The sequence below is a fragment of the Glaciimonas sp. PCH181 genome (assembly GCF_003056055.1).
Lineage (GTDB): Bacteria > Pseudomonadota > Gammaproteobacteria > Burkholderiales > Burkholderiaceae_D > Glaciimonas.
The window spans coordinates 47242-73835 of the sequence record NZ_PYFP01000002.1 but is presented as its reverse complement, the minus strand read 5'-3'; the positions used below and the strand labels follow the sequence as shown (position 1 = coordinate 73835).

The following is a 26594-nucleotide window of genomic DNA, read 5'->3' as shown; positions in this document are numbered from 1 at the left end:
AATAACAATAAAAATGCGTGAAAATTGTGAATAATTGCGCTACATTAAATACTACTGGCGTTACATTAATGTCCTTCGCTATGCTCGCGCTGGCTTTGCTGCGTGGCGGTCATTATGCGATCGCACCACGCGATAGCCAGAGCAGACAAGAGGAACGTAATATGAATTCCGGTCTGTGCAAGTAAAGTTTTCATATCATAGGCATGCGCGTTAATAAAAGTTTTCAGCAAATGAATCGACGATATACCAATAATCGCCATGGCTAACTTAACTTTCAATACCGATGCATTAACGTGCGATAGCCATTCCGGCTGATCCGGATGTGACTCCAGATTCATGCGGGAGACGAATGTTTCATAACCGCCAACAATCACCATAATGAGCAGATTCGAAATCATCACCACGTCAATCAAGCCGAGTGTGACGAGCATGATCGTTGACTCGCTTAATTTAGTGGGACGCAATGCACCATCAATTGCGACAGCATCTAGAATATGTTCCAGAGACGAAGCGTTACCAAAAATGGCACCGATAAGATCGCTTAACTCGACCCAAAAGTGAAATACATACACACATTGCGCCAAAATGAGGCCTAAATACAGCGGCAATTGGAGCCAGCGGCTCATAAAAATCAAATTCGGAAGGGTACCAATAGACTTTTTTGCTGCAGGATTTTTGACAATGCTCATAGATGCTTTGAAGTGGAGAAAGTGCGACCCGGCTATTTTACACTTCCTGCCCGTTCTAATTAAGACTACCGGGCCGCTTACTGGCATCATTCCAGATTAACGCACGTCACATCGTTGCATTTCAATCGCGAAGGTTTCTTAATGCGCTCTACCTTTTAAACCACCGGATATTCCCAAGATTGAGCAAGGCGCACATTTTTAACAGAAAATCATGTAATGAGAATTACTATCGCAAATGTCACGCAGCATTTTTATGCAAATTCCGCCAAAAAAATTAATGTAAGGCTTGAGTAAGTGTAAACGCCTACTTTCTGGCATCAATATTTTCTAATAGCAGGAGACACCACGATGGCTAATATCGAAACTTTTTCCCAGGAAAACCGCGTTTTTCCTCCGCCCGCAGAATTTGCCAGAACCGCTGCAATTTCTAGTATGGATGCGTATAACGCTCTATGCAATGAGGCGTCCATCGATTACGAAGGTTTTTGGGGCAGACTTGCACGTGAAAATTTGGCTTGGCATAAGCCATTCACCAAAGTCTTGGATGAATCGGATGCGCCGTTCTATAAATGGTTCGAAGATGGGCAATTGAATGTTTCTTACAATTGCCTGGACGTACATTTGCAAAATGGTAACGCTGATAAGGTCGCTATCATTTTTGAGGCGGACGGCGGCGATGTCGTTAAAGTAACTTATCAAGATTTATACGAAAAAGTTTGCAAATTTGCCAACGGCCTTAAATCGCTCGGCATCAAGAAAGGCGACCGCGTCGTCATTTACATGCCAATGTCGGTCGAAGGCGTGGTCGCGATGCAAGCTTGTGCGCGCATCGGCGCAACGCATTCGGTCGTGTTTGGTGGCTTTTCCGCCAAGTCGCTGCAAGAACGGATTATCGATGCTGGCGCAGTAGCAGTGTTGACGGCCGATGAGCAAGTACGTGGCGGTAAACGCTTGCCACTAAAGGCTATCGTAGACGAAGCGCTGGCCCTTGGCGGTTGCGAATGCATTAAAAATGTCATTGTGTACAAACGCACTGGCGGCAACGTTAAATTTAGCGCCGGGATTGATCTCTGGATGCATGAGTTGGTCGCCGATCAGGCTGCCCACTGCGAGCCTGAATGGGTCGATGCAGAACATCCGTTATTTATCTTGTACACATCCGGTTCGACCGGCACACCAAAAGGCGTCCAACATTCTTCTGGCGGCTATTTGTTGTGGGCCGCCCTGACCATGAAATGGACCTTCGATATCAAGCCGGATGACGTGTACTGGTGTACCGCCGACATCGGTTGGATTACTGGTCACACCTACATCGCTTACGGTCCAACCGTGGTCGGCGCGACGCAAATTATATTTGAGGGCATCCCGACATTCCCGAACGCTGGCCGTTTCTGGGACATGATTCAACGCCACAAAGCGACCATTTTTTACACCGCACCAACAGCAATTCGGTCACTCATTAAAGCGGCCGACGCTGACGCGAATATCCATCCTTCAAAATATGATTTAACCTCTCTGCGCTTGTTGGGTTCAGTTGGCGAGCCAATCAATCCTGAAGCCTGGATGTGGTATCACAAACATATCGGCGCAGAACGTTGCCCGATTGTCGACACGTTCTGGCAAACCGAAACCGGCGGTCATATGATCACGCCATTGCCAGGCGCAACGCCTTTAGTGCCGGGTTCATGCACGTTGCCATTGCCGGGTATTCAAGCGGCGATTGTTGATGAGGCTGGACAAGATTTGCCGAATGGGCAGGGCGGTATTCTGGTGGTGAAACGTCCGTGGCCTGCAATGGTGCGCACCATCTGGAATAATCCAGAGCGTTTTAAAAGCACCTATTTCCCGCCAGAGTTCGGTGGCAATTTATATCTGGCTGGCGACGGCGCAATCCGTAACAAAGAAACCGGCTATTTCACCATCACCGGCCGTATCGATGACGTATTAAACGTTTCAGGTCATCGCATGGGAACCATGGAAATCGAATCCGCATTGGTTGCGCATCCGATGGTGGCAGAAGCCGCAGTCGTAGGGCGGCCAGATGAGACCACTGGCGAAGCAATTTGCGCCTTCGTGGTACTCAAACGCAGCCGTCCAACGGGCGACGAAGCGAAGCAAATCGCCAAGGAATTGCGTGACTGGGTCGCGAAAGAAATCGGCCCGATCGCAAAGCCGAAAGAAATTCGCTTCGGTGACAATTTGCCAAAAACCCGCTCCGGCAAGATCATGCGCCGCTTATTGAGAATACTGGCCAAAGGCGAAGAGATCACGCAAGACGTTTCTACCTTGGAAAATCCGGCGATTTTGGACCAGTTGAAAGAAGCGCAATAGCAATGTAATAGCAGGCTAGGGCAGAGAGTGCGGTACTTTTTGCCCCGTTTGATTTATTGTTTTGGATGTGATGAGCGGAGTAAGTATTATCACTAGGGCCGAAATAATTGTCTTCTATGAAATAAATCTTAGAAAATAGGTTCGGCCACGATGGAAATTAGCCTAGCCGTTCAAAATATTGTTATAATCTGCGGCTTCGTGAAACTAGGCTCCTGAAAATCGGACTTGGCAAATGAAACGCAGTAAATAGGAGAGATGGATGAGTGGTTTAAGTCGCACGCCTGGAAAGCGTGTGTAGGTTCATAGCCTACCGGGGGTTCGAATCCCCCTTTCTCCGCCACAGATAAGTCGTTGATTTTAAACAGAAAAAGCTGACTTTCGAGTCAGCTTTTTTGTTATGTTGTACTATAAAATCCACTTGTACTATTCAAATCTAATATGTCACCGTAACGGCGCAACCAATTCAGGCTTCCTTCTGTATACCCTGTCCGTTAGTCGACTGTCTGCGTGGGCTAATAGTGACCGTGCGTGTTCTAATGTTTTTGCATCACTGGCGCACTTTGCTCTTAAGTCATGTTCCGTGAATTTTTCTACAACTTTAGTTTCAGCCAGCACCCGTCTGCTAAATCCGCGCCACATCGAGTCCCATCCGCCCGCCCGCCCAGTTGTTTCATCAAAATAACATTTGCCCATACGATTGCAAAAAAGATATGGTGACCGGCTCGCGGATCGCGCTGCCTTTGCCATGGCCACTGCGTGACGGACTTCTTCCGACCAGCTTATGATTAATCGTTTGCCGGTAGTAGTGGCTGTTTTGTTGGGCGTTATATGTATAGGCGATCCGCAATGACAGGCTCGAAATGGTTGATCTTCAGTTGCCCGCATTGGCTTGCCTGCGCGATGCAAACATCATTACCAACGACTGCGAAGCCTATCTAAATATTTTAATCATATTGGCGCAGTGATTCGCTGTGGCCAGAATCGGCAATGCCCTACGATGCGGTTTTTTCTTCAATGATGTGACGTGATGAAGCGAACGAAGGCGTTCGTTACATTGGCATTCTCTTCCGAATGCTGCACAACATACACCTCCGAATGCGGCTCGTCCGTTGCCAAAGGGATGACGGTAACCTTGTCAGCATAGATGTGCGACAGCGACTCCGGAATCAGCGCCACGCCCATACCTGCTGCGACAAGGCCGAGCACCGCGGCCACCTCTGAGACATGGTGGACGACGCGGGGCGCAAAGCCTGCCTGTACGCAGCAATCGCGAATATGTTGGGCATAGGCTGAAGTATCCAGTTTCAGCATGACGAAGGGCTCGTCGCGCAGGTCGCGCAGCGTGAGCCGTTTGCGTCGCCGAAGTCGGTGTCCCGGCGGCACTGCCGCCATCAGTGGATCAGCCCATAGCCGAATGCTTTTCAGCATCATGTCATTGACGGGCGTGCGGGAAATACTCAGATCGATACGTCTTTCGCGCAGCGCTTCGAGCTGGATGGCTGGCTTTAGCTCTTGAAGAGAAATGGTCACATCAGAATAGGCCTGTGAGTATCCGGCTATCAGCTTTGGCAAGCGACCAAAAAAATGCGAACCGGACAAGCCGAGCTCAATCCGTCCGGCTAAACCACTTTCAATTGCAGCCGCCCGGCTGATCGACGCATCGACACGTTCCAGTATTGCCCGGGTATCGATGAGAAACGCTTGCCCAGCCGGGGTCAGCTGGACCCGCCGACTGGTACGCCCGAACAGGCGAGCGCCGACTTCCTCCTCTAGTTGACGGATTTGCAGGCTGAACGGCGGCTGCGATACATGCAGTCGCTCGGCAGCCCGCGTGAAGTTTAGCTCTTCGGCCAGCGCTAGAAAATAACGTAGATGTCGTAGTTCCATGATGTTCTTTAACCGTCCATGCCTGTTTGATCGTGAATGCGTTTAGTAAATAAATAGAGCATCCGGCGTTGCTATTCCTCAAGCGCCTGCATGGGTGATTTGCGGACTTGCTGATGGATGTACGTTGCGCGTGTTGTCTAAAGTCTGATTGAATTGTTTTGAGGACATTTTTTTCGAGTGGGTACGCCAGAAATCAACTTGGTCAGTATTAGCATCTGGCGGAAATAAAAGCCTCCGACACCTAGCGAAATGGCCGTGCGAAACTAAATACTTAGTTCCTATTTATACTTTAAAAGTCTCAATTTGGACTAATAATATATTGGAAATCATATTTCGATCAACGTAATCTCTGTCTGGTCAACCATTACAAGCTGAGCCGAAAGAGATTGCTATGAATCGTATTTACCGCATCGGGCAAATCGTGCCTAGTTCCAATACAACGATGGAAACCGAGATTCCCGCGATTTTGCGTGCACGCGAAGGCATCGCGCCGGAGCGTTTCACTTTTCATTCAAGTCGCATGCGTATGCAGAAAGTGACTAAAGAAGAACTGGCTGCAATGGACAGTGATTCTGACCGTTGTGCCATCGAACTTGCCGATGCCCGCGTGGACGTTTTGGGGTACGCCTGCCTGGTTGCAATTATGAGCATGGGGAATGGCTATCATCGCGTCTCTGAAGAACGGCTTCAGCGGCGAACGGCTGAGGCTGGCGGCAAGGCTCCCGTGGTGACCAGCGCCGGTGCATTGGTCGATGGACTGAAGGTTCTTGGAGCAAAGAAAGTATCGATCCTGACTCCTTACATGAAGCCGCTGACCCAACTTGTCATTGATTATCTTGGGCACGAGGGCATCGAGGTGGTTGACAGTATTTCGCTTGAAATTGCCGACAACCTGGAAGTGGGTCTTCAAGATCCGATGGCACCGCTAGAAATCACAAAGCGCCTCAATACCGTAGGCGTCGATGCGGTGGTCGCGTCGGCTTGCGTCCAGATGCCTTCGCTGGCATCAATTCAGGGTATCGAGGACCGCGTCGGATTGCCGGTTGTTTCTTCGGCTGTCTGCACTACCTACTGGATGCTCAAGCGCTTAGGTCTTACGACCCACGCGCCGGGATATGGCGCGTTGTTGTCTGGGAAATATTAGTCGTAACTGCAGGCCCAATATCTTATTCTAAAAACGGAGACAAGCATGAATAGCAATCGACGCATTGTATTGGCGGGACTGGCTGCCGCACCGTTGTTGGCACTGCCAACGCGCTTCGCGTTCGGCGCGACGCCGACCATTCTAAAGATCGCGCATCAGTTCCCGGCAGGTTCGGGCAATGAAGGCGATTTCCGTGATCGCCTCTGTCGACACTTTGCCCAAGAACTGGACAAGCGCAGCAACGGCGCGCTAAAGGCAAATGTTTATCCGGGGGCTTCCTTGATGAAGGTAAATGCCCAATTTTCTTCCGTGCGTAAAGGCGCACTGGACATGACGCTAATACCGCTCTCGTACGTCGGTGGCGAAGTGGCGGAACTGAATATTTCCCTGATGCCCGGTTTGGTGACGTCGTATGAACAAGGTTACAACTGGAAGACCGCGCCCATCGGAAAGGCATTGGTCGACTTGCTAGCCGATAAGGGCGTTATTCTGGTGTCGTGGATCTGGCAGGCGGGTGGCGCGGCCAGCCGCAATACACCTATCGTTTTTCCGGAAGATGTCAAAGGATTGAAATTCCGCGGCGGCAGTCGCGAAATGGATCTTGTCGCTAAAGCGGCCGGCGCTGCAACTGTGTCTATGCCGTCGAACGAAACGTATGCGGCGATGCAGACCGGCGCTATCGACGTGGTGACGACCTCGGCGACTAGCCTGCTGTCGTTCCGTCTTCAAGAAGTATCAAAGCACCTGACAATCAACAAGCAGGGCAAATCCTATTGGTTCATGCTGGAACCCCTGTTGATGTCAAAAGCCGTGTTCGACAAACTGCCGAAGGATCAGCAAAGTCTGATCATGACGGTCGGCACGGAGATGGAAAAGGTCGCGCTGGCTGGCGCACGGGCTGACGATGTTCATGTCACCGAAGCGTACATCAAGAAGGGCGCGATAGTGCACGATCTGACCGAGGCCGCGCTCGCAAAATGGGTGGCGTTGGCACGTATTTCGGCATGGAAGGACTACGCTGAAAAGAGTCCTAACAATGCTCGCTTGCTGAAACTCGCGGAAGCTGTTTCAGCTTAATGCGGTAGATATCGGACTCTACGCGGCGTTTCTTCATCTTCTCGATATCCCGTTTATTTCCATAAAAAATCGCGTGCAGCGACGGCACGCGAAAGCACAATTTAGTCGTTACTATTTCTTAGGAGACAGCATGCACCCCAACCAGCAACTGAAGGGGCCGCTGATGCCGCCCCATCCTGGCGTGGCCGAAGTGGCCAGATGGTTCGATAGGGCCAATAGCATCTTGGTGGCAATATCGATGAGCGCGATGATACTGACGGCAATCGTCCTGACGTACTCAGTCGTGTCGCGCTATTTTTTCCATGTCGCAACCGACTGGCAGGATGAGGCGTCGGTATTTATGCTGGTTGGCGCCACTTTCTTTTGCGCTGCATATGTGCAGTCTTATCGCGGCCATATCGGCATCGAAACGCTTGAGTCGATACTGCCGCCATCGATCAATGCAGTGCGGCGGTTGTTGGTCGATGTGCTGTCTTTTCTGTTTTGCGCATTTTTTTCCTGGAAATCATGGACGCTGGTACATGAGGCCTTCGTCGAAGGACAGACTACTACCTCCACTTATGCGCCGCCGCTGTGGATTCCTTACGCGATGATGGCGTTCGGGATGACGTTGTTAGCTTGCCAAATATTCGTGCAGCTGATCGCCCGTATAAGCACGCCGCAGGTGGCGCGATGAGCGACCTGACCATGGGCGTCATGTACGGCGTTGCCACACTGTTGATTATGTTCTCGGGGATGCCGATTGCCTTTGCTTTGGGCACAGTCGCCGTTACCTTCATGTATTTTTTCATGCCAGCTTCATCGCTCGATACGGTGACACAGAACGTCTACGAAGAAATGGCATCGATTACACTGTTGTCGATCCCGTTATTCATCTTGAAGGGTGCAGCGATTGGAAAATCTCCCGCCGGTAAGGATTTGTATTCCGCGATCCACGCATGGCTGCACAAGGTTCCGGGGGGACTCGGCATAGCTAACGTATTTGCGAGTGCGCTGTTTGCTGCGATGGCCGGTTCTTCCCCGGCCACGTGTTCGGCTATCGGTGCGGCAGGTATTCCGGAAATGCGCCGGCGCGGTTACTCTCCTGGCTTTGCTGCTGGCATTATTGCTGCGGGCGGCACGTTGGGCATTTTGCTGCCGCCATCGATCACCATGATTTTGTATGCGGTCGCATCGGAGCAGTCTCTCGGCCGTCTGTTTCTGGCAGGCATTGGACCAGGCCTTCTCTTAGTTGGATTGTTTTCTGGCTATGCCGTGTACCGTGCTCGTAAGGAGTATCGGATGGCGCTCGCGCTCCATCAGGACGGTGGCGTTAAGTCGGCCTATCTGGATGATGAAAATTTCACCTTCGCGCAAAAGGTCGAAATGTTGCCCCGCGTGTTGCCGTTCCTTGTGCTCTTGACCGGCGTCATGATCGCACTGTACGGCGGCTTTGCAACACCGTCCGAAACAGCCGGTCTCGGCGCGCTGTTGGCGCTGGTGCTGATTGCTGTGGTGTACAAAGTATGGCGGCCGAAAGACCTGTCGCCGCTGCTGATGTCGACGATCCGGGAATCGACCATGCTGCTGATGATTATCGGCATGTCCCTGCTGTACTCCTACGTGATGAGCTATTTGCAGATTAGCCAGAACGCCGCAGCGTGGGTGGTTGGGCTGCATCTATCGAAATGGCTGTTGCTGCTTGTGATTTTGTTGATGGTGGTCGTGTTTGGATTCTTCTTGCCGCCGGTATCGATCATTCTGATGACTGCCCCAATTATCTTGCCGCCACTAAAGGCTGCTGGCTTCGATCTGATCTGGTTTGGCGTTGTGATGACTATCGTGATGGAAATGGGCTTGATTCATCCGCCAGTCGGGCTGAATATCTTTGTGATTAAAAACATCGCGCCTGATATTCCGCTAAAAGATGTCGTATGGGGTGTGATGCCTTTCCTTGGACTAATGTTCATCGCAGTACTGCTGCTATGCATTTTCCCCGGCATTGCCACCGGCTTACCTGACTTTAGTATGGGGAATAGGTAGGCGGCAATGACTTCCATGGAATATGTTTAACTTAAGTATTTGAAATATATAGCTATTTTTACTTCTGAGGACCATGGTGGAACATATGTTGTATGCCCCTTTCCCGCCAAAGAGTCAGTTGCTCAGATAGTTATCTGAGATAGCAAGAAAAAGCGCTTAATAATCAGATGGTTAGTTTGATTATTAAGCGCTTTTTTCTTTTGGTTGTTCGGATCTATGGGTGTTACTCATATAAATTTGATCTATTTTCTCTGGTTCACGATTTGGACGTCCGGTTCAAAATTTAATGTTTGATTCTTGATCAGTAGGTCACCGGTCGCAGGCGCCGCTGCGGATTGGTCGCCGCGCTAGCACAATCAGTGTTGACGGCGGTTATTTCCCTATTTAAGTCATCGCGATAGCGGTCATTGGTCACCGACTGCAGTTGGTCGATCTTAGCCTATTACCCACGATAGTTATGTATTCGACAATGGTCTGAAGTGGCTGGTCAAGCCTGATTCATTGAAGTCAGCAATGCAGCGGATGTAGTCGTTGGCTATCAATGAGGCGGTCATTGTCGCCTACTGTATTCGGCTTCCTTTGATAGGGTTTTGGGAGGCCGCTCAACGGCGCATTACAGCCATTCGCCAATTAAGAAGACGACTACCCACAAATGCTTTTTGAACGGCTGGTTTGCGCCCCCTGTAAGACCGCAGCCGACCCTGAGCCATCATCGACGAAAAACGAAAGCGGCCATTCACCACAAGGTGAAAAAATGGAAGCGGCCGTTCGTGATGCGGAGTAGATATTCCGAGCTGAACGACTGCTGCTGAAGTTTATTAGTCATCAGCTTTGATGACAATTTCTTGAATGCTTGCGAACTTGACTAAAGTTACCCACGTCCCAACTTTATGTTTTTCGCGCTGGTCATACGCAGCGCATCGACAACCAATGAGAAGGCCGGTGATGGTTGTCGCCGACTTGGATAATACAGTTGATATCCACCAAATGGCGCGCACCAGTCCGCTAATACTCGAATTAGCCGACCTGACTCTATGTGTGGCTCCAGCTCATCTTCAGGTAGCAGCGCAATGCCCAGCGCAGCTAATGCGGCATCCACCTGTGGTTGGGTGGTGTTGAAAATCAGTTGGCCGTCTACGCGTACGTTTACCTTACGTCCGCGGCGCTCAAAGTCCCACACATAAAGTCCGCCCGAGCTTTGCATACGTTGATTGATGCATTGGTGCGCCATGAGGTCCTGCGGCACCTTAGGAATGGGATTCGTCTCGAAGTAAAGGGGGGATGCCACCACTGCCAAGCGCATAGGTGGACCGATAGGCACTGCAATCATGTCTTTGTCGATTGTGTTGCCAAGACGCACCCCGGCGTCAAAGCGGTCTGCCACAATGTCACGAAAGCCGTAGTTCACATCGAATTCCAGCTTTATCTCTGGGTATTCACGCAGCAATGGAGTGAGCTTAGGCAGCAGGACACTATGCAACACGTAATCGCCACAAGTGATACGAACGGTGCCTGCGGGCTTGTCCCGTAGCTCCGTCAACTCATCAAGTTCCGACTCAATCTCATCGAAGCGGCGACCAATAGCATTCAAGAGGCGCTCTCCGGCAGCAGTTGGAGAGACGCTACGCGTCGTGCGTGTGAGCAGTCGAATTTGAAGTTTTGACTCCAGACCGCTTATGGCTTGGCTAAGCGCTGATTGAGTCACGCCCAGCTCTGCCGCAGCGCGCGTGAAGCTCCCTTCGCGTGCCACAGTGACGAAGTACACGAGGTCATTGAAGTTGCGTTTAGCCATTTGTCATCATTTTCAAAAGAACATTAATTAGTATATCTAATAAGCTCATTAAGTATTTATTAGGTAGTCAAAGAGCGCTATCTTCGTCAAGATACAGGCTATGAAAAAGCCTATCGACTTTTCGTGGATTTCGTTTCCCCGCAATGCGCTGATGCTGTTGATGCTAGTGATGATTGCTTGCACAGCCGGTTTTTCGGAGGCTCAGCCATCGACCAATGCCTCGTCCGCGTTCTCCAAGGAGCTCCGCATGAAGATACGCCTTACTGTAGATGGCCAAAGCGCTATCGCTACTTTGTATGACAATTCCACCGCGCGTGACTTCGCATCGTTGTTACCGCTGACGCTTACGATGGAGGATTACGCCAGCATTGAGCGAGTTTCGAATCTGCCGCGCAAGCTATCCAAGGACGGAGCACCTGATGGCATGACCCCTCTGGCTGGTGAACTCACGCACTACGCTCCGTGGGGCAACCTAGCCATATTTATCAAAGGCCGTTCTTATTCGAAGGACCTTTTTCCTCTAGGCAGAGTGGACGAAGGCTTACCCATCTTGGCTCAATCCGGACCGTATAAGGTACGGATTGAACTATTAAAAAATTGATGCCGCAGACCTCGGTATTTTAAGTCCCCAGGCACCACGTATCTGAAAGGCAAAGCTATCGCTGGCGTTTCCTTAAACGTTCCTTGGTGTGCGTATCAAATTTAATGAAGTACTTCATGACTACACCAATCCCATCCATTTCTCTAAACAACACTAATAACGGGAGTAAGTCCGAAACTGCCTCCTGGAGCAGTATCTTCGCGATGTCGATTGGTGCGTTTGCACTGGTCGCATCGGAATTTATGCCCGTAAGTCTGCTGACTCCGATGGCAAACGACCTTCATGTAACGGAAGGCATGGCCGGACAAGGGATTGCGATTTCAGGCGCATTTGCCGTGGTGACGAGCTTGTTCATCTCAGCTCTGGCGGGTAGCCTGAATCGCAAGACACTTTTGATGCTGCTGACGGCGGCAATGGGCCTATCCGGCGTCATCATTGGACTGGCACCTAACTACTTCACGTATATGCTGGGTCGCGCGTTAATCGGTGTCGTCATCGGAGGTTTTTGGTCAATGTCAGCGGCCACCGCTATCCGGCTGGTACCGCCGTTCCAAGTTCCACGCGCCTTGGCCATCCTCAATGGTGGCAATGCGCTAGCCATGGTCGTAGCTGCACCGTTAGGTGCTTATCTCGGTACCATCATCGGATGGCGAGGCGCATTTTTTTGCCTAGTTCCGGTGGCGCTGATTACACTGGTTTGGCAATGGTTCGCACTTCCTTCCATGCGGGTAGAAGCACGTGCTTCAGGTGCCGGCAATGTCTTCAAAGTATTCGCGCTGTTCAAGCGACCTGGTGTAGCAGTAGGAATGGCTGCCAGCAGCCTTTTCTTCATGGGCCAGTTCGCGCTGTTCACCTATGTGCGCCCGTTTCTTGAAACAATAACGAAGGTTCAGGTGCCCACGCTCTCGCTCATCCTGCTGGTAATGGGTATCGCAGGTTTTATCGGCACTTTGTTCATCGGCAAAGCGCTACAACGCCGCTTCTACCAAACTCTCATTGCAATTCCAATTTTGATGGCAGTGATTAGCTTGGCACTAATTGCGTTCGGAAGCATGACGGCGATTGTTTTCGTGCTTCTTGGGTTGTGGGGAATGACAGGTACCGCGGCCCCTGTAGGTTGGTGGGCTTGGGTGGCCAAGACTTTCCCAAACGATGCTGAAGCGGGCGGCGGTCTGCTTGTGGCCGTCATCCAAATGGCTATCGCTCTTGGCTCAACTATGGGTGGCCTGTTATTCGACACAAACGGCTACCAAAGCACTTTTGTCGCAAGCGCAGCGCTGCTGATGTTTTCTGCTGTTCTGACTGCTATCAGCTCACGTATTGAAGCGACCCGAACTACTTGAAAGCAAACGGGAAGCGGATACCCTCGGTGCAATGGCCGCTTCGGAGCAGTGCACGGAATCAGTTACCGCAATGGAGAGGAAAAGCCAGTGCTGGTTATGGTCGACTGTACGCGTTCACCAGAATCGAAAAAAGCAGTCATATGACTATCCGTAATAAAACGGCCGTATGACCGCTATTATGCAACGCGACTTAAATTTCGGCCTGCTCTGAAATTTCCAACGCGTCATCCACTTCAATGCCCAGGTAACGGACTGTACTTTCCAGTCTCATGTGGCCCAGCAGGAGCTGGACCGCACGCAGGTTTTTTGTCCGCCTATAGATCAAAGTCACTTTGGTTCGCCGCATGGTGTGCGTACCAAATACTGATGAATCGAGGCCAATGGCTGAAATCTAACGGTGCACGATACGGGAATATTGTCGTGTTGAAACATGGGGTGACTTTGTAAGACGGCTCGGAAATATGTGCTGCTCTGGCTTCAGATGCGCTTTATCAATCCAGGTTAAGACTGCTTGCCTGGTTGGTTCGGTCAATTCAAATTGGACGGGCCGTTTGGTCTTGCGCTGCACGACCATCGTTCTGGTTAAAATTTGGTTGCCATGCGTGACATCGTGAACACATAAATTGACGAGATCACAGCCACGCAACTTGCTATCGATGGCAAGGTTGAACATCGCCAAGTCTCGAATCTGCTGGTTATTTTGAAGGTGGATTCGAATTGCCCAGATGTCCTTTGGCTAAAGTGGCGGCTTTTGCCCAATCAGTTTGCCTTTATTCCATGGCTCGCGATTATGAGTGGATTTCATGTCAGGCTTCTTCGTGGTTGATCGAAGTCTGATTGTGCTGCCTAGCGCAAAGCCATACATCATTTAATCTACGAACAGCCCGATGGACGCTTTCAGGACTCGTACCGTATGTGCACAATCGGCTAATTGCGGGCAATCGGTGGAAGCACCAAATCGATACTTTGTAGACAATTAAATTGTAACAAGATGCTCACTCAGTCCGATTTTCCAAGTAAAGGAAATAGTTATGTCAGAGAATATAGCGGCACGGAATCCGGCCGGTGTAGCGGGAAAATTCAAGGAATTCAAGCGATAATGACGTTCCAGAATCAACTTCTAATTTAAATATGCGCGACATTATTAATGGCTTTCTCCGCTTTCAGCAGGACGTCTTTCCAGCACGCAAAGCGCTATTCAAGACTCTAGCGACTGGTCAAACGCCTAAAGCGTTATTCATTTCTTGCTCTGACAGCCGAATGGTGCCAGAGCTTGTCACACAGAGGGAGCCTGGAGAGCTGTTTGTCATTCGCAATGCTGGCAACATCGTGCCATCGTTCGGCCCTGAACCAGGCGGTGTCAGCGCAACGGTTGAATATGCGGTGGCCCAATTGAAAGTAACGGATATTGTCATCTGCGGTCACTCCGATTGCGGCGCCATGACGGCAATCGCCACATGCGCATGCCTGGACCACATGCCAGCGGTCAAACACTGGCTGCATTATGCCGATGCTGCTCGGATGATTAATGATTCTAAGAACCATGCAAACGAGAATGACCGCATAGACGACATGGTTCGTGAGAACGTTATTGCACAGTTGAACAATATCCGCACACATCCGTCGGTAGCCTTGGCACTCGCCCAAGGTGGATTGACACTTCACGGGTGGGTCTACGATATCGAGAGTGGCTCGATAGACGCATTTGACGCCACCACGAACAAATTCGTATCCCTCGCTCAGCATCCCACAACTAAACTCTGAACATAGGCCGTTAACGTCCCTGAGCTGACTGTCACGGCTCTCGGGTCCAACGGCAGAAATGCTACGGGTGCGGTCGTTGGCTTTCTATTGCGCGGTTATTGATGTCGACGGATTGACCTTTCTCAGATGTGATTCTGAGCGGCGGCTTTACTTCACATTGCTGCCGTTCACATCTATCCAGCAAGCTCAAACTTGATAGCGAAGGGCATTAACAACTAACGAGAATGTTGGGGCAGCTTGTCGGCGGCTCGGGTAGTAGAGGTGATAACCAGGGATTGGTTGGCACCAGTCTTCGAGTACCTGCTCCAATCGCCTATCAGCAATGTGTTGTTCCCCCGATGACCATCCGCGCCGGTAGTCTTTGACCGGTTCAACTACCTTTCTCTAGTATTGACAATGCCAGCCGATGGGCTGAGATGACCATTTACTGTTAGTTGCGGCGGCGCGTAAAGCATGCATGCATGCCTGTGTACCAGAGGAGCGCATTGACGCCAGAACCGAGTCGAAGCAGAAATATTTGACCGATCTTCATTTCCATGTTTTGCGTCATGACGCGACAAGTCGATTATTTGAGCGTGGCATCTTCGGCACGATGGAAGTGACATCCATCACAGGTCCCAAAACGCTGCAAATGCTTTCGCGCCACACACATGAATGTTGCGCTTCTGGCGGACAAAATGGCGCTGTCTTCTAGCTGATGAATGTCGATGCGGCCGGAATATGCAGTTTCATCTTTCGCAGTCTGAATCGCCATCAGTTTTAAGGGTTAGCGAAATCGGATGTCAAAAATTTATTTGGGTCACTTAATGCGACTGACCCGAATTTTTACCTGCGGTCCCATAGCCAATTTTAAATGGCGACAAGGCACTAGGGCTAGGCGGTTTTGTCGAAATCAGATTGGCCGTCGCCAGCAATTGTGGAACAAGTTCTGCCTGGGCTTTTTCCAGTGTCCAGTAAGCCATCGATACAGAAATATTGATAGCAGCAACCGGGGCGCCCGATCCGTCGAACAGCGGCACCGCAAGCGCGAGATCGCTTCGATAGTATTCCTCAATGCTATAGGCATAGCCGGTTTCCCGAACGGTCGCAATCATCTCCATCAAGCGATCGATGTCGGTGACAGTATGCTGGGTAAACTGAGGCCGTTCCGTTGCATTCAGGATTGCCCTCACTTCCTCATCCGGCAGACCTGATAAAAATGCCCTTCCCGCAGAAGTGCAAAACATAGGCAATTGCCGGCCGATCGGCATATGTGCGATGGCTCTGACCGGGCTTGGGAAGCGCGCAATGTACACCATGTTGTCGCCATCGCGCTCAGCCAGATTGACCGTTTCTTCTGAATTCCTATTTAACTCCAGCAGATACGGATTAGCGCGCTCAAGTAAAAGATTCGACTGCAGATAGTGGTAGCCAAGGCTCAGCGCTCTGGTTGTCAGCGAAAATCGCTTGGTCGCCGGATCCTTCTTCAGCAACCCCACGGCCTGCAGAGTATGCGTAAAACGCTGTGCTGCACTTTTTGAAATCGATGCAGCAGCTGCAATTTCCGGCAAATTCATCGACTGCCGTTCAGCATTGAAGGCGTCAAGAACGGTCAGGCCCGTCGCCAAAGACTGTACAAAAAGGGGAGATTCTTCCATACCCATCAGATATTCCTCGTTTGATATTTAGTAAATCGATACAGAAAATATGTACGCCTTCGCAACGCGTGCCAAGGATGTTGCTTCCTGCACACGCCATTTTGCACACGTTACCAAGCATCTTCCACAGTGGTCGCAACAAATCATTGTATGAGGGCATTTGTATTTGCTTGACAAGCCAAATGATAGTCCATTATATTGTTAATAGATATTAATCTATCGTATAGAGATATATAAAAATCGTATTTACCCTATCTGCCATGATTATAATGTGTGGCAGCAATAAACAGTTTGAGCTCCTAAATTTTTTCGATGAACGAAATCAATCGTATAAAGCCGGATACAGTGGTTGTGGTCGGCGCGGGTATCGTAGGCCTGTGTGTTGCCTATTACGTTCGTAAAGCAGGCTTCGAGGTCAAAGTAATCGATCCGGAGGAGCCGGGTTCGCAATGTACTTTTGGCAACGCTGGCTCAATATCTTCGGGTGCTGTGGCGCCGCTGTCTATGCCCGGTTCCCTCAAGTCGGCGTTAGGCATGCTGCTGGAGCCGACAGGCCCGCTTTATCTTCCACTTGGTTACTTGGTTAAAGCTGCGCCATGGTTGCAGAAATTTGTTGCCGCATCCAAGCCGGAACGCGTAGTCGAAATCGCCGCGGCCTTGCATGGTTTGTTGAAAAACGCCATGCAAATGCACCAGGAACTGGCACAGGAAATAGGATGCTCTGGATTACTTAAAGATAACGGCCAGTTGCAGTTGTACCCAAATCGGCTGGCACTGCAAAAAGATGGCGCGAGCTGGGATCTCAAGCGCGCATACGGTTTGGAGACATGTGAGATTGGCGGCGCTGAAATACGCAAGATGGAGCCTGCCGTCAGCAATCAATATGACTGCGGTTACTTCCTGCCGGATCAGGGCTGGGTCGCTGAGCCGTTTTTATATGCCAGCGCCATCGCTGCTGCACTGCGCCAGCAAGGCGTCGAGTTTGTGCGAGACAAGGTGGTTAACATGGCGCCTGCGGGCAATGGGGAGTGGACTGTCGATACGGGCAGCGGCTCGCACTCTGCGCGCCATGTTGTCGTCGCTGCCGGCGCTTGGTCGGCACAGTTGCTGCGCCTGCTAGGGATCAAGATACCGTTGGAGAGCCAGCGTGGATACCATGTCCAGTTCGCCAACCCGAACATCGATATTTCAAGGACGGTGGTTCTTGCGGACCGCAAGGTGTTCATCACGCCGATGGATTGCGGCTTGCGTGCCGCCGGGACGGTCGAGTTTGGCGGGCTGGAGCGGCCGCCAAGTGCCAGTCGCGCCAATCTGCTTGCGGAGCACGTAAAAGCCGGCCTGCCCGGTCTTGATGTCAGTGCCGCCACCACATGGATGGGACACCGTCCATGCCTGCCAGATTCCATGCCCGTCATTGGGGCAATGCCCGGCCATGCCGGCTTGTGGAGTGCATTTGGCCATGGGCATCTCGGAATAACCGGTTCAGTGCATACAGGACGACTTATTGCAGATGCTATAGGTGGACAGCCCAATACCGGTTTGCTCGATGCGTTCTCGGCATCACGATTTATCTCCCTCTAAGGCAACAATATGATCGATACAATAGTTCGGCACGAAACTTTGGCACGCATGAGCAGAATCGTCGTCCATCAAGGAACGGCATACCTGGCTGGCGTAGTCGCCGCTAATCGAGATGCTGATGCACTGGCACAGACGCAGGATGTCCTGGCACGCATAGATCAGTATCTCGCTTCAGTCGGCAGCGACAAGTCACGCCTTCTGACTGCGCAGATATGGCTCAAAGATATCGATCGCGATTTCCAGGCGATGAATCAGGCATGGGATGCATGGGTGCCGCGTGACAGTGCGCCGACACGTGCTACCTGTGAAGCGCGACTAGCTTCACCCGATTTACTGGTTGAAATCATCGTTTCAGCGGCTATCTGACAAACACTTTTTCACTCAAAATTTAAACAAATAAGGAGACAACATGAAAACCTCACTTTTGAAAGTCCTCATCTGCACGGGACTTGCAGTGTCTGCGCTGTCTGGCCTCGCCCAGCCAAACAAGGTAATGATGGTCGGTGCAACGCCGACTGCCGTGCCGTTTAATTTTCTGGACACTAAAACCAATTCGTTGCAAGGGGCCATGGTTGACATCACCAGTGCGCTGGGAAAGGAACTGGGCTTCACCGCCGAAGTACTGCCGACTCCTTTCAATGCGTTAATTCCGTCGCTGCAGACTAAGAAAATCGACATGATTAGCTCTGCCTTTGCCATCACTCCGCAACGCGCCGAGGTGGTCGACTTTTCGGACGTGCTATTTACCTACGGTGAAGAATTAGTCGTTAACGCCAAAGACAACACCGAGTACAAAAACACCAGCGACTTGAAGGGCAAAGTGGTCGGCGTACAAACCGGCACCGTCACGGTAGAGCCGATGAAGAGTGTCGCTGGCATCAAAGAACTCAAGATGTACGACACCATGCCCGACATGATCAGGGACGTTGCCATCGGGCGCATCGATGTTGCGGTCGGCGACGGTCCGGTGATGCTCTATAACATAGAAAATTCCGGTGCCAAAGGCGTACGCGTTCCAAAAACCTACCAGAAGCAGATACAAATCCGCATTGCCATCGCTGTGCGCAAAGGCGACAAGGAGCTGCTGGCTAACGTCAACCGCGGCATCGCTAAAATCAAGGCGAATGGCACACTGGATGCGATTCTGAAAAAATGGAAGATCATTTGATCCGTAACGCTTTGACCGCTTCCGCCAATTTATTGCATGCGGCGGGATCGGGAACTCTATAAAGGAAAGAATTTATGTTTACAGGTTTTTTCTCGGATTCGGTGACCTTCGTACCGATTCTGCTGGAAGGGGTCTGGATGACCATCGCGATTACCATCAGTGCATTGGTGATCGCGTCCTTGCTCGGTCTTTTCTGGGCCATGTTGCGGGTCTCCGGAATTTCCTGGCTGGCTAATGGGGCCAGGATTGTCACCAATTTGATTCGCGGCATTCCTATCATCGTACTGCTGTTTTACGTGTATTTCGTTTTACCCGAAATGGGCATCCAGATGAGTGCATTCCAGGCCGGCGCGTTTGGTCTAGGCATCGCTTATTCCGCCTATATGGCAGAAGTGTTCCGGTCAGGTATCGAGGCAATTGACGTCGGACAGATTGAAGCCGCCAATTCGCTCGGCATGAGCCGGATATTGATGATGCGGAGGGTGATCTTGCCGCAAGCGTTCAAAATCGCGCTGCCTCCTTATAGCAATAACATGGTCATGTTATTAAAAGATTCGTCGCAGGCTTCTGTTATTACGGTGGTCGAACTGTCGATGCAGGCCAAGCTCGTGGCCTCGTCTTCGTTCAAGAATGCAACTGTATTTACGCTTGTCGCGTTGTTGTATCTATGCCTTAGCCTGCCTTTGATGGCGTTGGCTGGATGGCTTGAGCGTAAATATAACAAGGCAAAAAAATGATCAAAATAGATAACATCACCAAGTCTTTCGGCAAAAATCTGGTATTGCCTGGTGTTACCACCGAAATCAAAAAGGGCGAAATAGTTTGTCTGATCGGACCTTCCGGGTCGGGTAAATCCACCGTGCTGCGCTGCATCAATGGACTTGAAGCCTATGACGGCGGATTAATTACCGTTGATGGCATCAAGGTTGATAGCAAGTCGCCCAGCATCCACGACATCCGGCGCCAAGTCAGCATGGTATTCCAGCGATTTAATTTATTCCCGCATAGAACCGTGCTGGAGAACGTTGTCGAAGGCCCCATCTTCGTCAAGCACATCGCGCCTGATCGCGCCCGCGCTTTTGGCCGTGAGTTACTCGACCGCGTTGGCTTGGCTGATAAGTACAACGCTTATCCAGCCCAGTTGTCGGGCGGCCAACAGCAGCGCGTGGCAATCGCCCGCGCACTGGCCATGGAGCCGGAAGCGATTTTGTTTGACGAGCCTACCTCGGCGCTTGATCCGGAGCTGGTGGGAGAAGTCCTGGATGTCATCAAGTCTCTGGCCCAGGACGGCATGACCATGGTTATCGTGACGCACGAAATGGCCTTTGCAAAAGCAGTATCCGACCGCACCCTTTTCCTGGAAAAAGGCCGTATCTTGGAACAGGGACCTTCGCGGGAAATCTTGAGCAACCCAAGCAACGAGCGTATGCAGGATTTCCTGCGCCGGGTTGGGCATCACTAGATTTAGGTGCGTAAGCTTCAACGGCACCATCGGGCAAAAAGCATGACACAAAAGCGCTGCGGCTTTAGCTGCAGCGGTTACATACAGGCGGGGCCGATGCGGCCACGCCTTCATTTAGTCATTTAATAAGGAACACAAACATGTTGCACCAAGGCGGATTCAACACGTATGGCATCCCGATCGGAGTATTGGGTCTCGAGGCATATTATGCAAAGCCTCCTGGACATATCAAGAACGCCAGCGGCTTCGGTTTCCCGATCTTATACAAGTCAATCAAGGGTGTCACCGTCAAGAAGCTGTTACGCGAACCCAGCGCCGCGCAGCTCCAACTTTTCATCGACGCAGCGCGCGAACTGGAAGCGGAAGGCGTGCGCGCAATCACCGGTAGCTGTGGTTTTCTTGCGCTGTATCAGCGGGAATTGGCCGACGCGGTGAACATACCGGTTTTCATGTCCAGCCTGCTCCAGGTGCCGCTGGTGCATCAGATGCTGCGGCCACAGCAAAAAGTGGGAGTGATCACTGCCCACAAGGAAAGTCTGACACTTGCGCATCTGCAGGCGGTGCGGGCCGACCAGACTCCCGTCTGCATTGTAGGGATGGATGCACAACCGGAATTCGTCGAAGTCATCATTGAAGGACGGCGCAACACACTCGATTTGCAAAAGCTGGAGGATGAGGTGGTGGCAGTCGCAGTGGCACTTGCGCGCGACAACCCAGACGTCGGCGCCATCGTACTGGAGTGCACAGACATGCCGCCGTTCGCACATCGCATTCAGGAGGAGACCGGATTAGCGGTGTTTGATCTTGCCACTCTTACCAACATGGTGGCCGCCACGGTCAACCGCCAGCCGTATCGCGGAATCATGCCTCGTTAGATTGCTGCGGATGTAAATTTCCCCCAAACGGCATTGTCAAATCGCGAAGGGGAAATGTGAAGCCGATACCCCAGACTATGACGTCGTAACCAGTACCGCGTCTATCATCCCCAAGATCATGGGCAAGAGTTCAGTCACCCCGCCCGCCTGCGGCAAAGCAATAACCTCATCAGGTCAATACGTTCGAATCAATCCTTTCTGGTTTTGCACGTTCATCATCTAAAAATATACGCATATTTTCTTATTTCTGAACTTGCTAGCTATACTCAACAGATTGATAAAATTGTTCGACCAGTATTTTGGCTATTTTCAGAGTGACAAGAAGCAAGTTATGTCGATCATTCCGGCAGTGCGTAACATTGGATGCGATTCGGCACGATCACATCCGGTTAAAAGCCATTTTAGGCTTTCATTTCGAGAAGTTGACACTACCCGGGCGCACCATAAAAAATTCCCATTCAACTACGAATGGGAAAAATCTGGGATTCTCCCAGGCACGTCTCGCTATTGCTACTACACGGAAAAATCGCAAATTGTCGCACCGGATTCAAGTGGTGCGGCAACCTGCACTATCCGGTTGTTGCTTAGAACTTGTGGCGCATCGCTAGGCGGATAACAACTTGCTTGTCATTGTCCGAACTCCCGGCAGAACCAGGAATGTAGGCTTGATCAAGTGACGATCCGATCAGATCGCCGCCGACTTTTTGGTAAAGAGTTTGCAGATAAACGTCCGTCCGTTTGGAGAAGTTGTAATCGGCCATCAAACCAAGGCTCGACCATTTTGGTTTGGCATTGCCGACCGTCGTATCGTACTTGCCTTGGGTGTAGGTGTACATCGCGCCGATGTAAAACATTGGTGTGAAATTATACTTGGCATTGATTTCGTAATTGCTGAACTTGAGCGAAGTCAATGTGCCAACTGATGGTGCAAACGAGCCGATGTACGCGTTGCCACCCGTTGGATTGGTCAGATTGGTGTTGCTATATACGAACCCAAGCGTCGCCGCACCAATCGCGTAATTGATGCCCGCACCGAAGGTCTTTTGTTGTCGAGCCAGGAAATTAGCATCAGTTGGCGTGATGGAGCCGCTGGCAGTAGTACCGGCATTACTCAGATTCATGTGCGCCAGGCGGTGGCCTACGTGAAGGTAGGGCTGACACCAGACGGCGGTGCCACAGCTTTCCTGGCGGAGTTCGTCTCACGGCAGATTCTGACCGAACTGTGCCTCACCGGTGACCGCATCACAGGCGAGCGCTTACATGCAATGGGCGCGGTCAATCGGCTCACAGATCATGGCGGCGCTGTGGCCGAGGCGGTCGTCTTGGCGGCGCGTTTGGGTGCAGGACCGGCGCGCGCAAGTGCACGCATCAAGTCTTTATGTCGGCATGCCTACGGGACTAATCTGGAAGTGCAGTACATGGTTGAGTCGCAGGGCGACCCAGAAGCAGCCGAAGGCATAACTACCTTCATTTCCAAGCGCTCACCGGATTTTGTCACGTTGCGCGGCAAACAGGATCGGGATTGATAACGATCGCCAGCATTTTGGCGTGCAGAGAATAATCCAACTTAATAAAATGGGCTTCGAAGCGCAGAACGAAGATTGATCACATTGCATGCTCACTGAGCTGTGCAATATCAGGGAAGCTGAGTTCAGTTCGCCGCATAAAGGTTGTTTTATCGCAAGGGACGTGATTGGTGGACTGGCTGACCCGGAGTCAGTGCCCTGAGTAGCGGTATGCCAAGGGAGGCCCGGCTCGGCGCTAGCGGCCAGTTTGGTACGGGGTTGCGCGAGCGCTTATCCCATTTTGGCCACCCAATTGTGATTGATTGTTATCGCGCCGAAGCTACAATTACGGTTATTACCCTAAGGTTATATTATTTCTATTTAAGAAATAGTGTGTTGCATACATTGCTCTTTATAACTTTGAGCGCAACAATTAAACTTCAACTTGTCAAATAGCATTTATAAATTGCTACTTTATAGGTCGGACTAGCGCAGTGAAGTCCGGAGACTTCTACCACTCTAATTAGGGAATCAAAATGAACGCCAAACAATTGATAGCTGTTATTGCTCTGTTAAGCGGTAGCATTTCGGCTTTTGCCGGTTCTTTACCGAGGATTGATCTGCTGGGGGACGCGATGCCGGCATCAGCAGCCACCAGGACAATCGTTATTACTCCAAGTACCAAATTCGTGAACGTAACCGGTGGCGAACGCGTCAGATTTGTTGCAGGGGATAAAACTTTTGGGTGGAATTTTGATGGCGCGCTCCAAGTGACCTCATTCGACTTGAATCGCATCGTACCAGCAAATGTACTTGATCACGAAGTAGTCGCCTATGTCACGCCCAATCCCACATACGTGCCTTGATTGAATACTGGCGGTAGTAACTTCTTAGTCCTTGATTTGGTAATTTTTTCGTTCGTCGATATCCTTCGACGAAATTCTAAACAGTGTGCCCTTGATGCGTTCGCATTGAGGGCACATTGCTGTTAAGCGAATGAATGCGCGGTTCTCTAAGCTCATTCGAAGAATTTTAAGTGCCACTCGCACAAGGAACGACATAAATTAATTACGAAGTTGGGTGCAAGCATAGCGGAGTTCTATCTCCGCTAACCAGACAAGCCTCCGCTTACCTGATCCTGATGTACCGTTTTTCTTCGCGAAAGCTAGCGCAGAATCCTGCTTAACTTCCTCATCGTTCAATGCAGGCACACAACGAGCCGATCAATAAGGCTTCGTACTGGCCGATGGAAAGAAATCAGCGCAGCCGTATGGCTCTTTAAGGATTTTCCAGGTCGCGCAAGCTGCGTCGCATGATTTTCCCCGTCACCGTGGCTGGCAATGCGTCGATAAAACTGATTTCGCGTGGATATTCATGTGCAGCCAGGCGGGTGCGTACGAAGTGCTGAATTTCCGCAACAAGCTGGTCGGAAGGCGTAAAGCCATCGGTCAGCACGATGAACGCTTTGACGATCTCAGTACGATGGGCGTCTTTTTTGCCGATGACTGCCGCCATTTTGACCGAAGGGTGAGATAGCAGGCATTCCTCAATCGGCCCCGGACCGATCCGATAACCGGAGCTGGTGATGACATCGTCGTCCCGACCGACATACCGTATGTAGCCGTCGAGATCCATTTCACCAAGGTCTCCGGTGAGCAGATAGTCACCGGCAAATTTTTCCGCTGTGGCAGTTGGATTGTTCCAATATCCCAGAAACATCACAGGGTCGGGTGACTTGATGGCGATATTTCCGGTAACGCCTGCGCTGACCGGTATACCGGCATCGTCAACAATTGCGACGTCGTGACCGGGCACGGCGTATCCTATGGCGCCGGACCTTCTGGCAAACAGACTCGCACACCCGGAGACCACTATGTTGCACTCGGTTTGTCCGTAAAATTCATTAATCGTGACGCCTAATGTTTTTTGCCCCCAGGTAATGAGTTCGTCGCCGAGCGATTCGCCACCACTGGCCACCGATCGTAATGAAAATGGCCATTGCTTGCCGGGATTGGTTGCTGATCGCAACATTTTGAGCGCCGTCGGTGGGAAAAAAATATTCCGGACCTTGTGCTTTGCGATCAGGGCGAAGACAGCAGAAGGATCGAATTTCTCAAAGCGTCGCGCCAGGACCGGCACGCCATGGTAAAGCGACGGCATCAATACATCGAGCAAGCCGCCTATCCACGCCCAATCGGCGGGCGTCCACATCAGGTCTCCCTCTTGTGGGAAAAAATCATGCGACATTTCTACGCCAGGAAGATGCCCGAGTAACACGCGATGAGCATGCAACGCTCCCTTGGGTTTGCCGGTGGTCCCTGAGGTGTAAATGATGACTGCAGGGTCTTCTGCTAACGTATCCAGTGGCGTGAATATGTCCGGTTCGCCATCAAAACTTTCCCAGAACGGCAGGCAGCCATCCTCCGCAGTGTGACGATCTATGCAATACACGTTGCGTAGGGAGTTCAGATCCGGACGAATCTCTCTGATTTTTTTGGCACCGTCGCTATCGGTCACCAGGATGGTGGCGCCACTGTCGCCCAGCCGAAAGTGCAGGGCTTCGGGACCAAACAGATAAAATAAAGGAAGGGCAATGGCCCCCAACTTATAAGCCGCCATATGTGCGATAACGATTTCCACGCATTGCGGCGCAAAGATGCCGATGCGATCACCTTTGATGACGCCTTGCGAATGCCAATGTCGGGCAAGCTGGTTCGATAGGGTTTTCAGCTGATCGTAGCTGTACGTGGTGACATTGCCGTCGCGATCCTCGACGATAATCGCGCGCCGTCCGGAGCCATCGGCCCACCGGTCGCACGCTGCGACTGCAATGTTAAAGCGTTCTGGCACTTCCCATTTGAAACGGGTTTGTACTTCGGCATAAGTCTGCTGTTGTGTGAGCATGCTGGTCTCCTGATTCGGGCGCTGAGTTAGCCATCTTTTTTGTGATTTTCTGATGCAATGTTAAAACGATTTACGGCTGCAAAGAGTTCTATTTTCAGCTGAAGCAGCGCCTCGACGTCCGGCCGAGGCGGGGCAAAGGCGCTCCACAATAACGCGGTCAGTTCGTGCGCATTCGCCTCAAGCTCCGGCGTCTCGCCGCTGATGATGTATTTCCACATCATGTGCTCCATCGATCCATACACCATGTTGCGCAACATGCGCAGGGAGATATCAGCGCGGATTTCCCCTGCCTGCTGGCCCGCCGACAGTACGGTCATCAGCGGTGCCGTGTAGCGGCGCTGCAATCGGGTCAATAGATCGGAAAATTCGGTATTCGGAATGCGCCCCTCTGTCAGCACAAGGGCGCAGAGACCCTGCCCATCTCGCATCAGTGCATTCAGATGCTTGTGCACAATGTATCGCAGCTGCACGCGCGTGCCTTGAATATGGGGCAACTCCTCTTCTAGCTCCTTACTGATTTCGTCGTACCAGTCACTGATGACCTGCATGCAAAGATCGCGCTTGCTATCAAAATACGTGAAGACTGTGGCTTCCGAAATTCCCAGGCGCTGCGCAATTTCCAGTGTGGTCGTCTTCTCGTAGCCCTGCTCAGAAAATACTTCTCTTGCCGTGCCTAAAATTTCTTCAGCGCGCCGTTGTGACTTTGGTGAAAGTGCTTCCCTTCGGGCATTGATCGACAATAATTTGGTCATGGAATTTGTTGTGTAATATTTGTTGAGTAATACTTAAATATTATTTTTAGCAAGTAGGTG

The 26594-nt window shown here is 51.1% G+C and carries 22 protein-coding genes, 1 tRNA gene and 2 pseudogenes; 17 read left to right on the top strand and 8 right to left on the bottom strand.

Features of this window, described 5'->3' with window-relative positions; genetic code table 11:
• Positions 1-65 precede the first annotated feature (65 nt).
• Positions 66-626: a YqhA family protein gene (locus C7W93_RS13335; protein WP_370446455.1), complete on the bottom strand. Its 561-nt coding sequence runs from the start codon at positions 624-626 to the stop codon at positions 66-68.
• Between the two features lie 411 nt (positions 627-1037).
• Here C7W93_RS13335 and acs point away from each other — a divergent pair, with 411 nt between their 5' ends.
• Both acs and C7W93_RS13325 read left to right on the top strand, forming a co-directional pair.
• Complete coding sequence (gene acs, locus C7W93_RS13330) at positions 1038-3020, top strand: acetate--CoA ligase (protein WP_108440706.1); 1983 nt, start codon at positions 1038-1040, stop codon at positions 3018-3020.
• 249 nt (positions 3021-3269) lie between these two features.
• Positions 3270-3360: transfer RNA gene (locus tag C7W93_RS13325), tRNA-Ser, on the top strand.
• Positions 3361-4031: 671 nt separating this feature from the next.
• Here the strand turns inward: C7W93_RS13325 and C7W93_RS13315 are convergent.
• Entirely contained in the window at positions 4032-4907 is an 876-nt protein-coding gene (locus C7W93_RS13315; protein ID WP_108440705.1) for a LysR substrate-binding domain-containing protein, read from the bottom strand.
• 391 nt (positions 4908-5298) lie between these two features.
• Between C7W93_RS13315 and C7W93_RS13310 the strand changes: the two genes are divergently transcribed.
• The 4 genes from C7W93_RS13310 to C7W93_RS13295 all read left to right on the top strand — a co-directional run bounded on the left by C7W93_RS13310 (position 5299) and on the right by C7W93_RS13295 (position 9150).
• Positions 5299-6051, top strand: a complete 753-nt coding sequence (locus tag C7W93_RS13310) for an Asp/Glu racemase (RefSeq protein WP_108440704.1) — start codon at positions 5299-5301, stop codon at positions 6049-6051.
• Between the two features lie 45 nt (positions 6052-6096).
• Positions 6097-7128: a TRAP transporter substrate-binding protein DctP gene (dctP, locus tag C7W93_RS13305; protein ID WP_108440703.1), complete on the top strand. Its 1032-nt coding sequence runs from the start codon at positions 6097-6099 to the stop codon at positions 7126-7128.
• 130 nt (positions 7129-7258) lie between these two features.
• On the top strand, positions 7259-7804 hold the full coding sequence (locus C7W93_RS13300; RefSeq protein ID WP_108440702.1) for a TRAP transporter small permease: 546 nt from the start codon (positions 7259-7261) through the stop codon (positions 7802-7804).
• Positions 7801-9150, top strand: coding sequence for a TRAP transporter large permease (locus C7W93_RS13295; protein WP_108440701.1), 1350 nt, complete (start codon positions 7801-7803; stop codon positions 9148-9150). Before C7W93_RS13300 ends, C7W93_RS13295 begins: the two co-directional genes overlap by 4 nt.
• Before the next feature lie 871 nt (positions 9151-10021).
• Here the strand turns inward: C7W93_RS13295 and C7W93_RS13290 are convergent.
• Complete coding sequence (locus C7W93_RS13290) at positions 10022-10942, bottom strand: LysR family transcriptional regulator (RefSeq protein ID WP_108440700.1); 921 nt, start codon at positions 10940-10942, stop codon at positions 10022-10024.
• Between the two features lie 100 nt (positions 10943-11042).
• Between C7W93_RS13290 and C7W93_RS13285 the strand changes: the two genes are divergently transcribed.
• Both C7W93_RS13285 and C7W93_RS13280 read left to right on the top strand, forming a co-directional pair.
• Positions 11043-11543: a cyclophilin-like fold protein gene (locus C7W93_RS13285; RefSeq protein WP_225869880.1), complete on the top strand. Its 501-nt coding sequence runs from the start codon at positions 11043-11045 to the stop codon at positions 11541-11543.
• A 116-nt stretch (positions 11544-11659) separates the two neighbouring features.
• On the top strand, positions 11660-12886 hold the full coding sequence (locus tag C7W93_RS13280) for an MFS transporter (protein WP_108440699.1): 1227 nt from the start codon (positions 11660-11662) through the stop codon (positions 12884-12886).
• 190 nt (positions 12887-13076) lie between these two features.
• Here C7W93_RS13280 and C7W93_RS25090 read toward each other — a convergent pair.
• Positions 13077-13691 (bottom strand): annotated as a pseudogene (locus C7W93_RS25090) (tyrosine-type recombinase/integrase).
• A 326-nt stretch (positions 13692-14017) separates the two neighbouring features.
• On the opposite strand from C7W93_RS25090, the gene C7W93_RS13270 reads away from it, so the two are divergent.
• Positions 14018-14650, top strand: a complete 633-nt coding sequence (locus C7W93_RS13270) for a carbonic anhydrase (protein ID WP_108440698.1) — start codon at positions 14018-14020, stop codon at positions 14648-14650.
• A gap of 803 nt (positions 14651-15453) precedes the next feature.
• Here the strand turns inward: C7W93_RS13270 and C7W93_RS13255 are convergent.
• Positions 15454-16293 carry an IclR family transcriptional regulator gene (locus C7W93_RS13255; RefSeq protein WP_108440696.1) on the bottom strand — a complete coding sequence of 280 codons (840 nt, stop codon included), beginning with the start codon at positions 16291-16293 and terminating at the stop codon, positions 15454-15456.
• 306 nt (positions 16294-16599) lie between these two features.
• On the opposite strand from C7W93_RS13255, the gene C7W93_RS13250 reads away from it, so the two are divergent.
• From C7W93_RS13250 to C7W93_RS13225, 6 genes are all read left to right on the top strand, one after another.
• Positions 16600-17868 carry an FAD-binding oxidoreductase gene (locus C7W93_RS13250; RefSeq protein ID WP_108440695.1) on the top strand — a complete coding sequence of 423 codons (1269 nt, stop codon included), beginning with the start codon at positions 16600-16602 and terminating at the stop codon, positions 17866-17868.
• Between the two features lie 9 nt (positions 17869-17877).
• Complete coding sequence (locus C7W93_RS13245; protein ID WP_108440694.1) at positions 17878-18234, top strand: RidA family protein; 357 nt, start codon at positions 17878-17880, stop codon at positions 18232-18234.
• A 43-nt stretch (positions 18235-18277) separates the two neighbouring features.
• Complete coding sequence (locus tag C7W93_RS13240; RefSeq protein ID WP_108440693.1) at positions 18278-19036, top strand: ABC transporter substrate-binding protein; 759 nt, start codon at positions 18278-18280, stop codon at positions 19034-19036.
• A 74-nt stretch (positions 19037-19110) separates the two neighbouring features.
• Positions 19111-19773, top strand: coding sequence for an amino acid ABC transporter permease (locus C7W93_RS13235; protein WP_108440692.1), 663 nt, complete (start codon positions 19111-19113; stop codon positions 19771-19773).
• On the top strand, positions 19770-20498 hold the full coding sequence (locus C7W93_RS13230; RefSeq protein WP_108440691.1) for an amino acid ABC transporter ATP-binding protein: 729 nt from the start codon (positions 19770-19772) through the stop codon (positions 20496-20498). The genes C7W93_RS13235 and C7W93_RS13230 overlap by 4 nt, the downstream gene beginning before the upstream one ends.
• A 140-nt stretch (positions 20499-20638) precedes the next feature.
• Positions 20639-21373, top strand: coding sequence for an aspartate/glutamate racemase family protein (locus tag C7W93_RS13225; RefSeq protein ID WP_108440690.1), 735 nt, complete (start codon positions 20639-20641; stop codon positions 21371-21373).
• Between the two features lie 584 nt (positions 21374-21957).
• On the opposite strand, the gene C7W93_RS25080 is transcribed toward C7W93_RS13225, so the two are convergent.
• Positions 21958-22494: a porin gene (locus C7W93_RS25080; RefSeq protein WP_108440689.1), complete on the bottom strand. Its 537-nt coding sequence runs from the start codon at positions 22492-22494 to the stop codon at positions 21958-21960.
• Between the two features lie 9 nt (positions 22495-22503).
• On the opposite strand from C7W93_RS25080, the pseudogene C7W93_RS13215 reads away from it, so the two are divergent.
• Both C7W93_RS13215 and C7W93_RS13210 read left to right on the top strand, forming a co-directional pair.
• Positions 22504-22899 (top strand): annotated as a pseudogene (locus C7W93_RS13215) (enoyl-CoA hydratase-related protein); the annotation flags it as partial.
• A 515-nt stretch (positions 22900-23414) separates the two neighbouring features.
• Entirely contained in the window at positions 23415-23744 is a 330-nt protein-coding gene (locus tag C7W93_RS13210; protein ID WP_108440688.1) for a CzcE family metal-binding protein, read from the top strand.
• 412 nt (positions 23745-24156) lie between these two features.
• Here the strand turns inward: C7W93_RS13210 and C7W93_RS13205 are convergent, their stop codons facing one another.
• Together C7W93_RS13205 and C7W93_RS13200 are read right to left on the bottom strand one after the other, a co-directional pair.
• Positions 24157-25782, bottom strand: a complete 1626-nt coding sequence (locus tag C7W93_RS13205) for an acyl-CoA synthetase (protein WP_108440687.1) — start codon at positions 25780-25782, stop codon at positions 24157-24159.
• Between the two features lie 26 nt (positions 25783-25808).
• On the bottom strand, positions 25809-26534 hold the full coding sequence (locus tag C7W93_RS13200; RefSeq protein WP_108440686.1) for a TetR/AcrR family transcriptional regulator: 726 nt from the start codon (positions 26532-26534) through the stop codon (positions 25809-25811).
• Positions 26535-26594 lie beyond the last annotated feature (60 nt).

Bases quoted from the DNA above. Each gene is read 5' to 3' on its own strand.
- C7W93_RS13335 (WP_370446455.1), bottom strand. From the start codon at position 626: ATGAGCCGCTGGCTCCAATTGCCGCTGTATTTAGGCCTCATTTTGGCG.
- acs (WP_108440706.1), top strand. From the start codon at position 1,038: ATGGCTAATATCGAAACTTTTTCCCAGGAAAACCGCGTTTTTCCTCCG.
- C7W93_RS13315 (WP_108440705.1), bottom strand. From the start codon at position 4,907: ATGGAACTACGACATCTACGTTATTTTCTAGCGCTGGCCGAAGAGCTA.
- C7W93_RS13310 (WP_108440704.1), top strand. From the start codon at position 5,299: ATGAATCGTATTTACCGCATCGGGCAAATCGTGCCTAGTTCCAATACA.
- dctP (WP_108440703.1), top strand. From the start codon at position 6,097: ATGAATAGCAATCGACGCATTGTATTGGCGGGACTGGCTGCCGCACCG.
- C7W93_RS13300 (WP_108440702.1), top strand. From the start codon at position 7,259: ATGCACCCCAACCAGCAACTGAAGGGGCCGCTGATGCCGCCCCATCCT.
- C7W93_RS13295 (WP_108440701.1), top strand. From the start codon at position 7,801: ATGAGCGACCTGACCATGGGCGTCATGTACGGCGTTGCCACACTGTTG.
- C7W93_RS13290 (WP_108440700.1), bottom strand. From the start codon at position 10,942: ATGGCTAAACGCAACTTCAATGACCTCGTGTACTTCGTCACTGTGGCA.
- C7W93_RS13285 (WP_225869880.1), top strand. From the start codon at position 11,043: ATGAAAAAGCCTATCGACTTTTCGTGGATTTCGTTTCCCCGCAATGCG.
- C7W93_RS13280 (WP_108440699.1), top strand. From the start codon at position 11,660: ATGACTACACCAATCCCATCCATTTCTCTAAACAACACTAATAACGGG.
- C7W93_RS13270 (WP_108440698.1), top strand. From the start codon at position 14,018: ATGCGCGACATTATTAATGGCTTTCTCCGCTTTCAGCAGGACGTCTTT.
- C7W93_RS13255 (WP_108440696.1), bottom strand. From the start codon at position 16,293: ATGGGTATGGAAGAATCTCCCCTTTTTGTACAGTCTTTGGCGACGGGC.
- C7W93_RS13250 (WP_108440695.1), top strand. From the start codon at position 16,600: ATGAACGAAATCAATCGTATAAAGCCGGATACAGTGGTTGTGGTCGGC.
- C7W93_RS13245 (WP_108440694.1), top strand. From the start codon at position 17,878: ATGATCGATACAATAGTTCGGCACGAAACTTTGGCACGCATGAGCAGA.
- C7W93_RS13240 (WP_108440693.1), top strand. From the start codon at position 18,278: ATGAAAACCTCACTTTTGAAAGTCCTCATCTGCACGGGACTTGCAGTG.
- C7W93_RS13235 (WP_108440692.1), top strand. From the start codon at position 19,111: ATGTTTACAGGTTTTTTCTCGGATTCGGTGACCTTCGTACCGATTCTG.
- C7W93_RS13230 (WP_108440691.1), top strand. From the start codon at position 19,770: ATGATCAAAATAGATAACATCACCAAGTCTTTCGGCAAAAATCTGGTA.
- C7W93_RS13225 (WP_108440690.1), top strand. From the start codon at position 20,639: ATGTTGCACCAAGGCGGATTCAACACGTATGGCATCCCGATCGGAGTA.
- C7W93_RS25080 (WP_108440689.1), bottom strand. From the start codon at position 22,494: ATGAATCTGAGTAATGCCGGTACTACTGCCAGCGGCTCCATCACGCCA.
- C7W93_RS13210 (WP_108440688.1), top strand. From the start codon at position 23,415: ATGAACGCCAAACAATTGATAGCTGTTATTGCTCTGTTAAGCGGTAGC.
- C7W93_RS13205 (WP_108440687.1), bottom strand. From the start codon at position 25,782: ATGCTCACACAACAGCAGACTTATGCCGAAGTACAAACCCGTTTCAAA.
- C7W93_RS13200 (WP_108440686.1), bottom strand. From the start codon at position 26,534: ATGACCAAATTATTGTCGATCAATGCCCGAAGGGAAGCACTTTCACCA.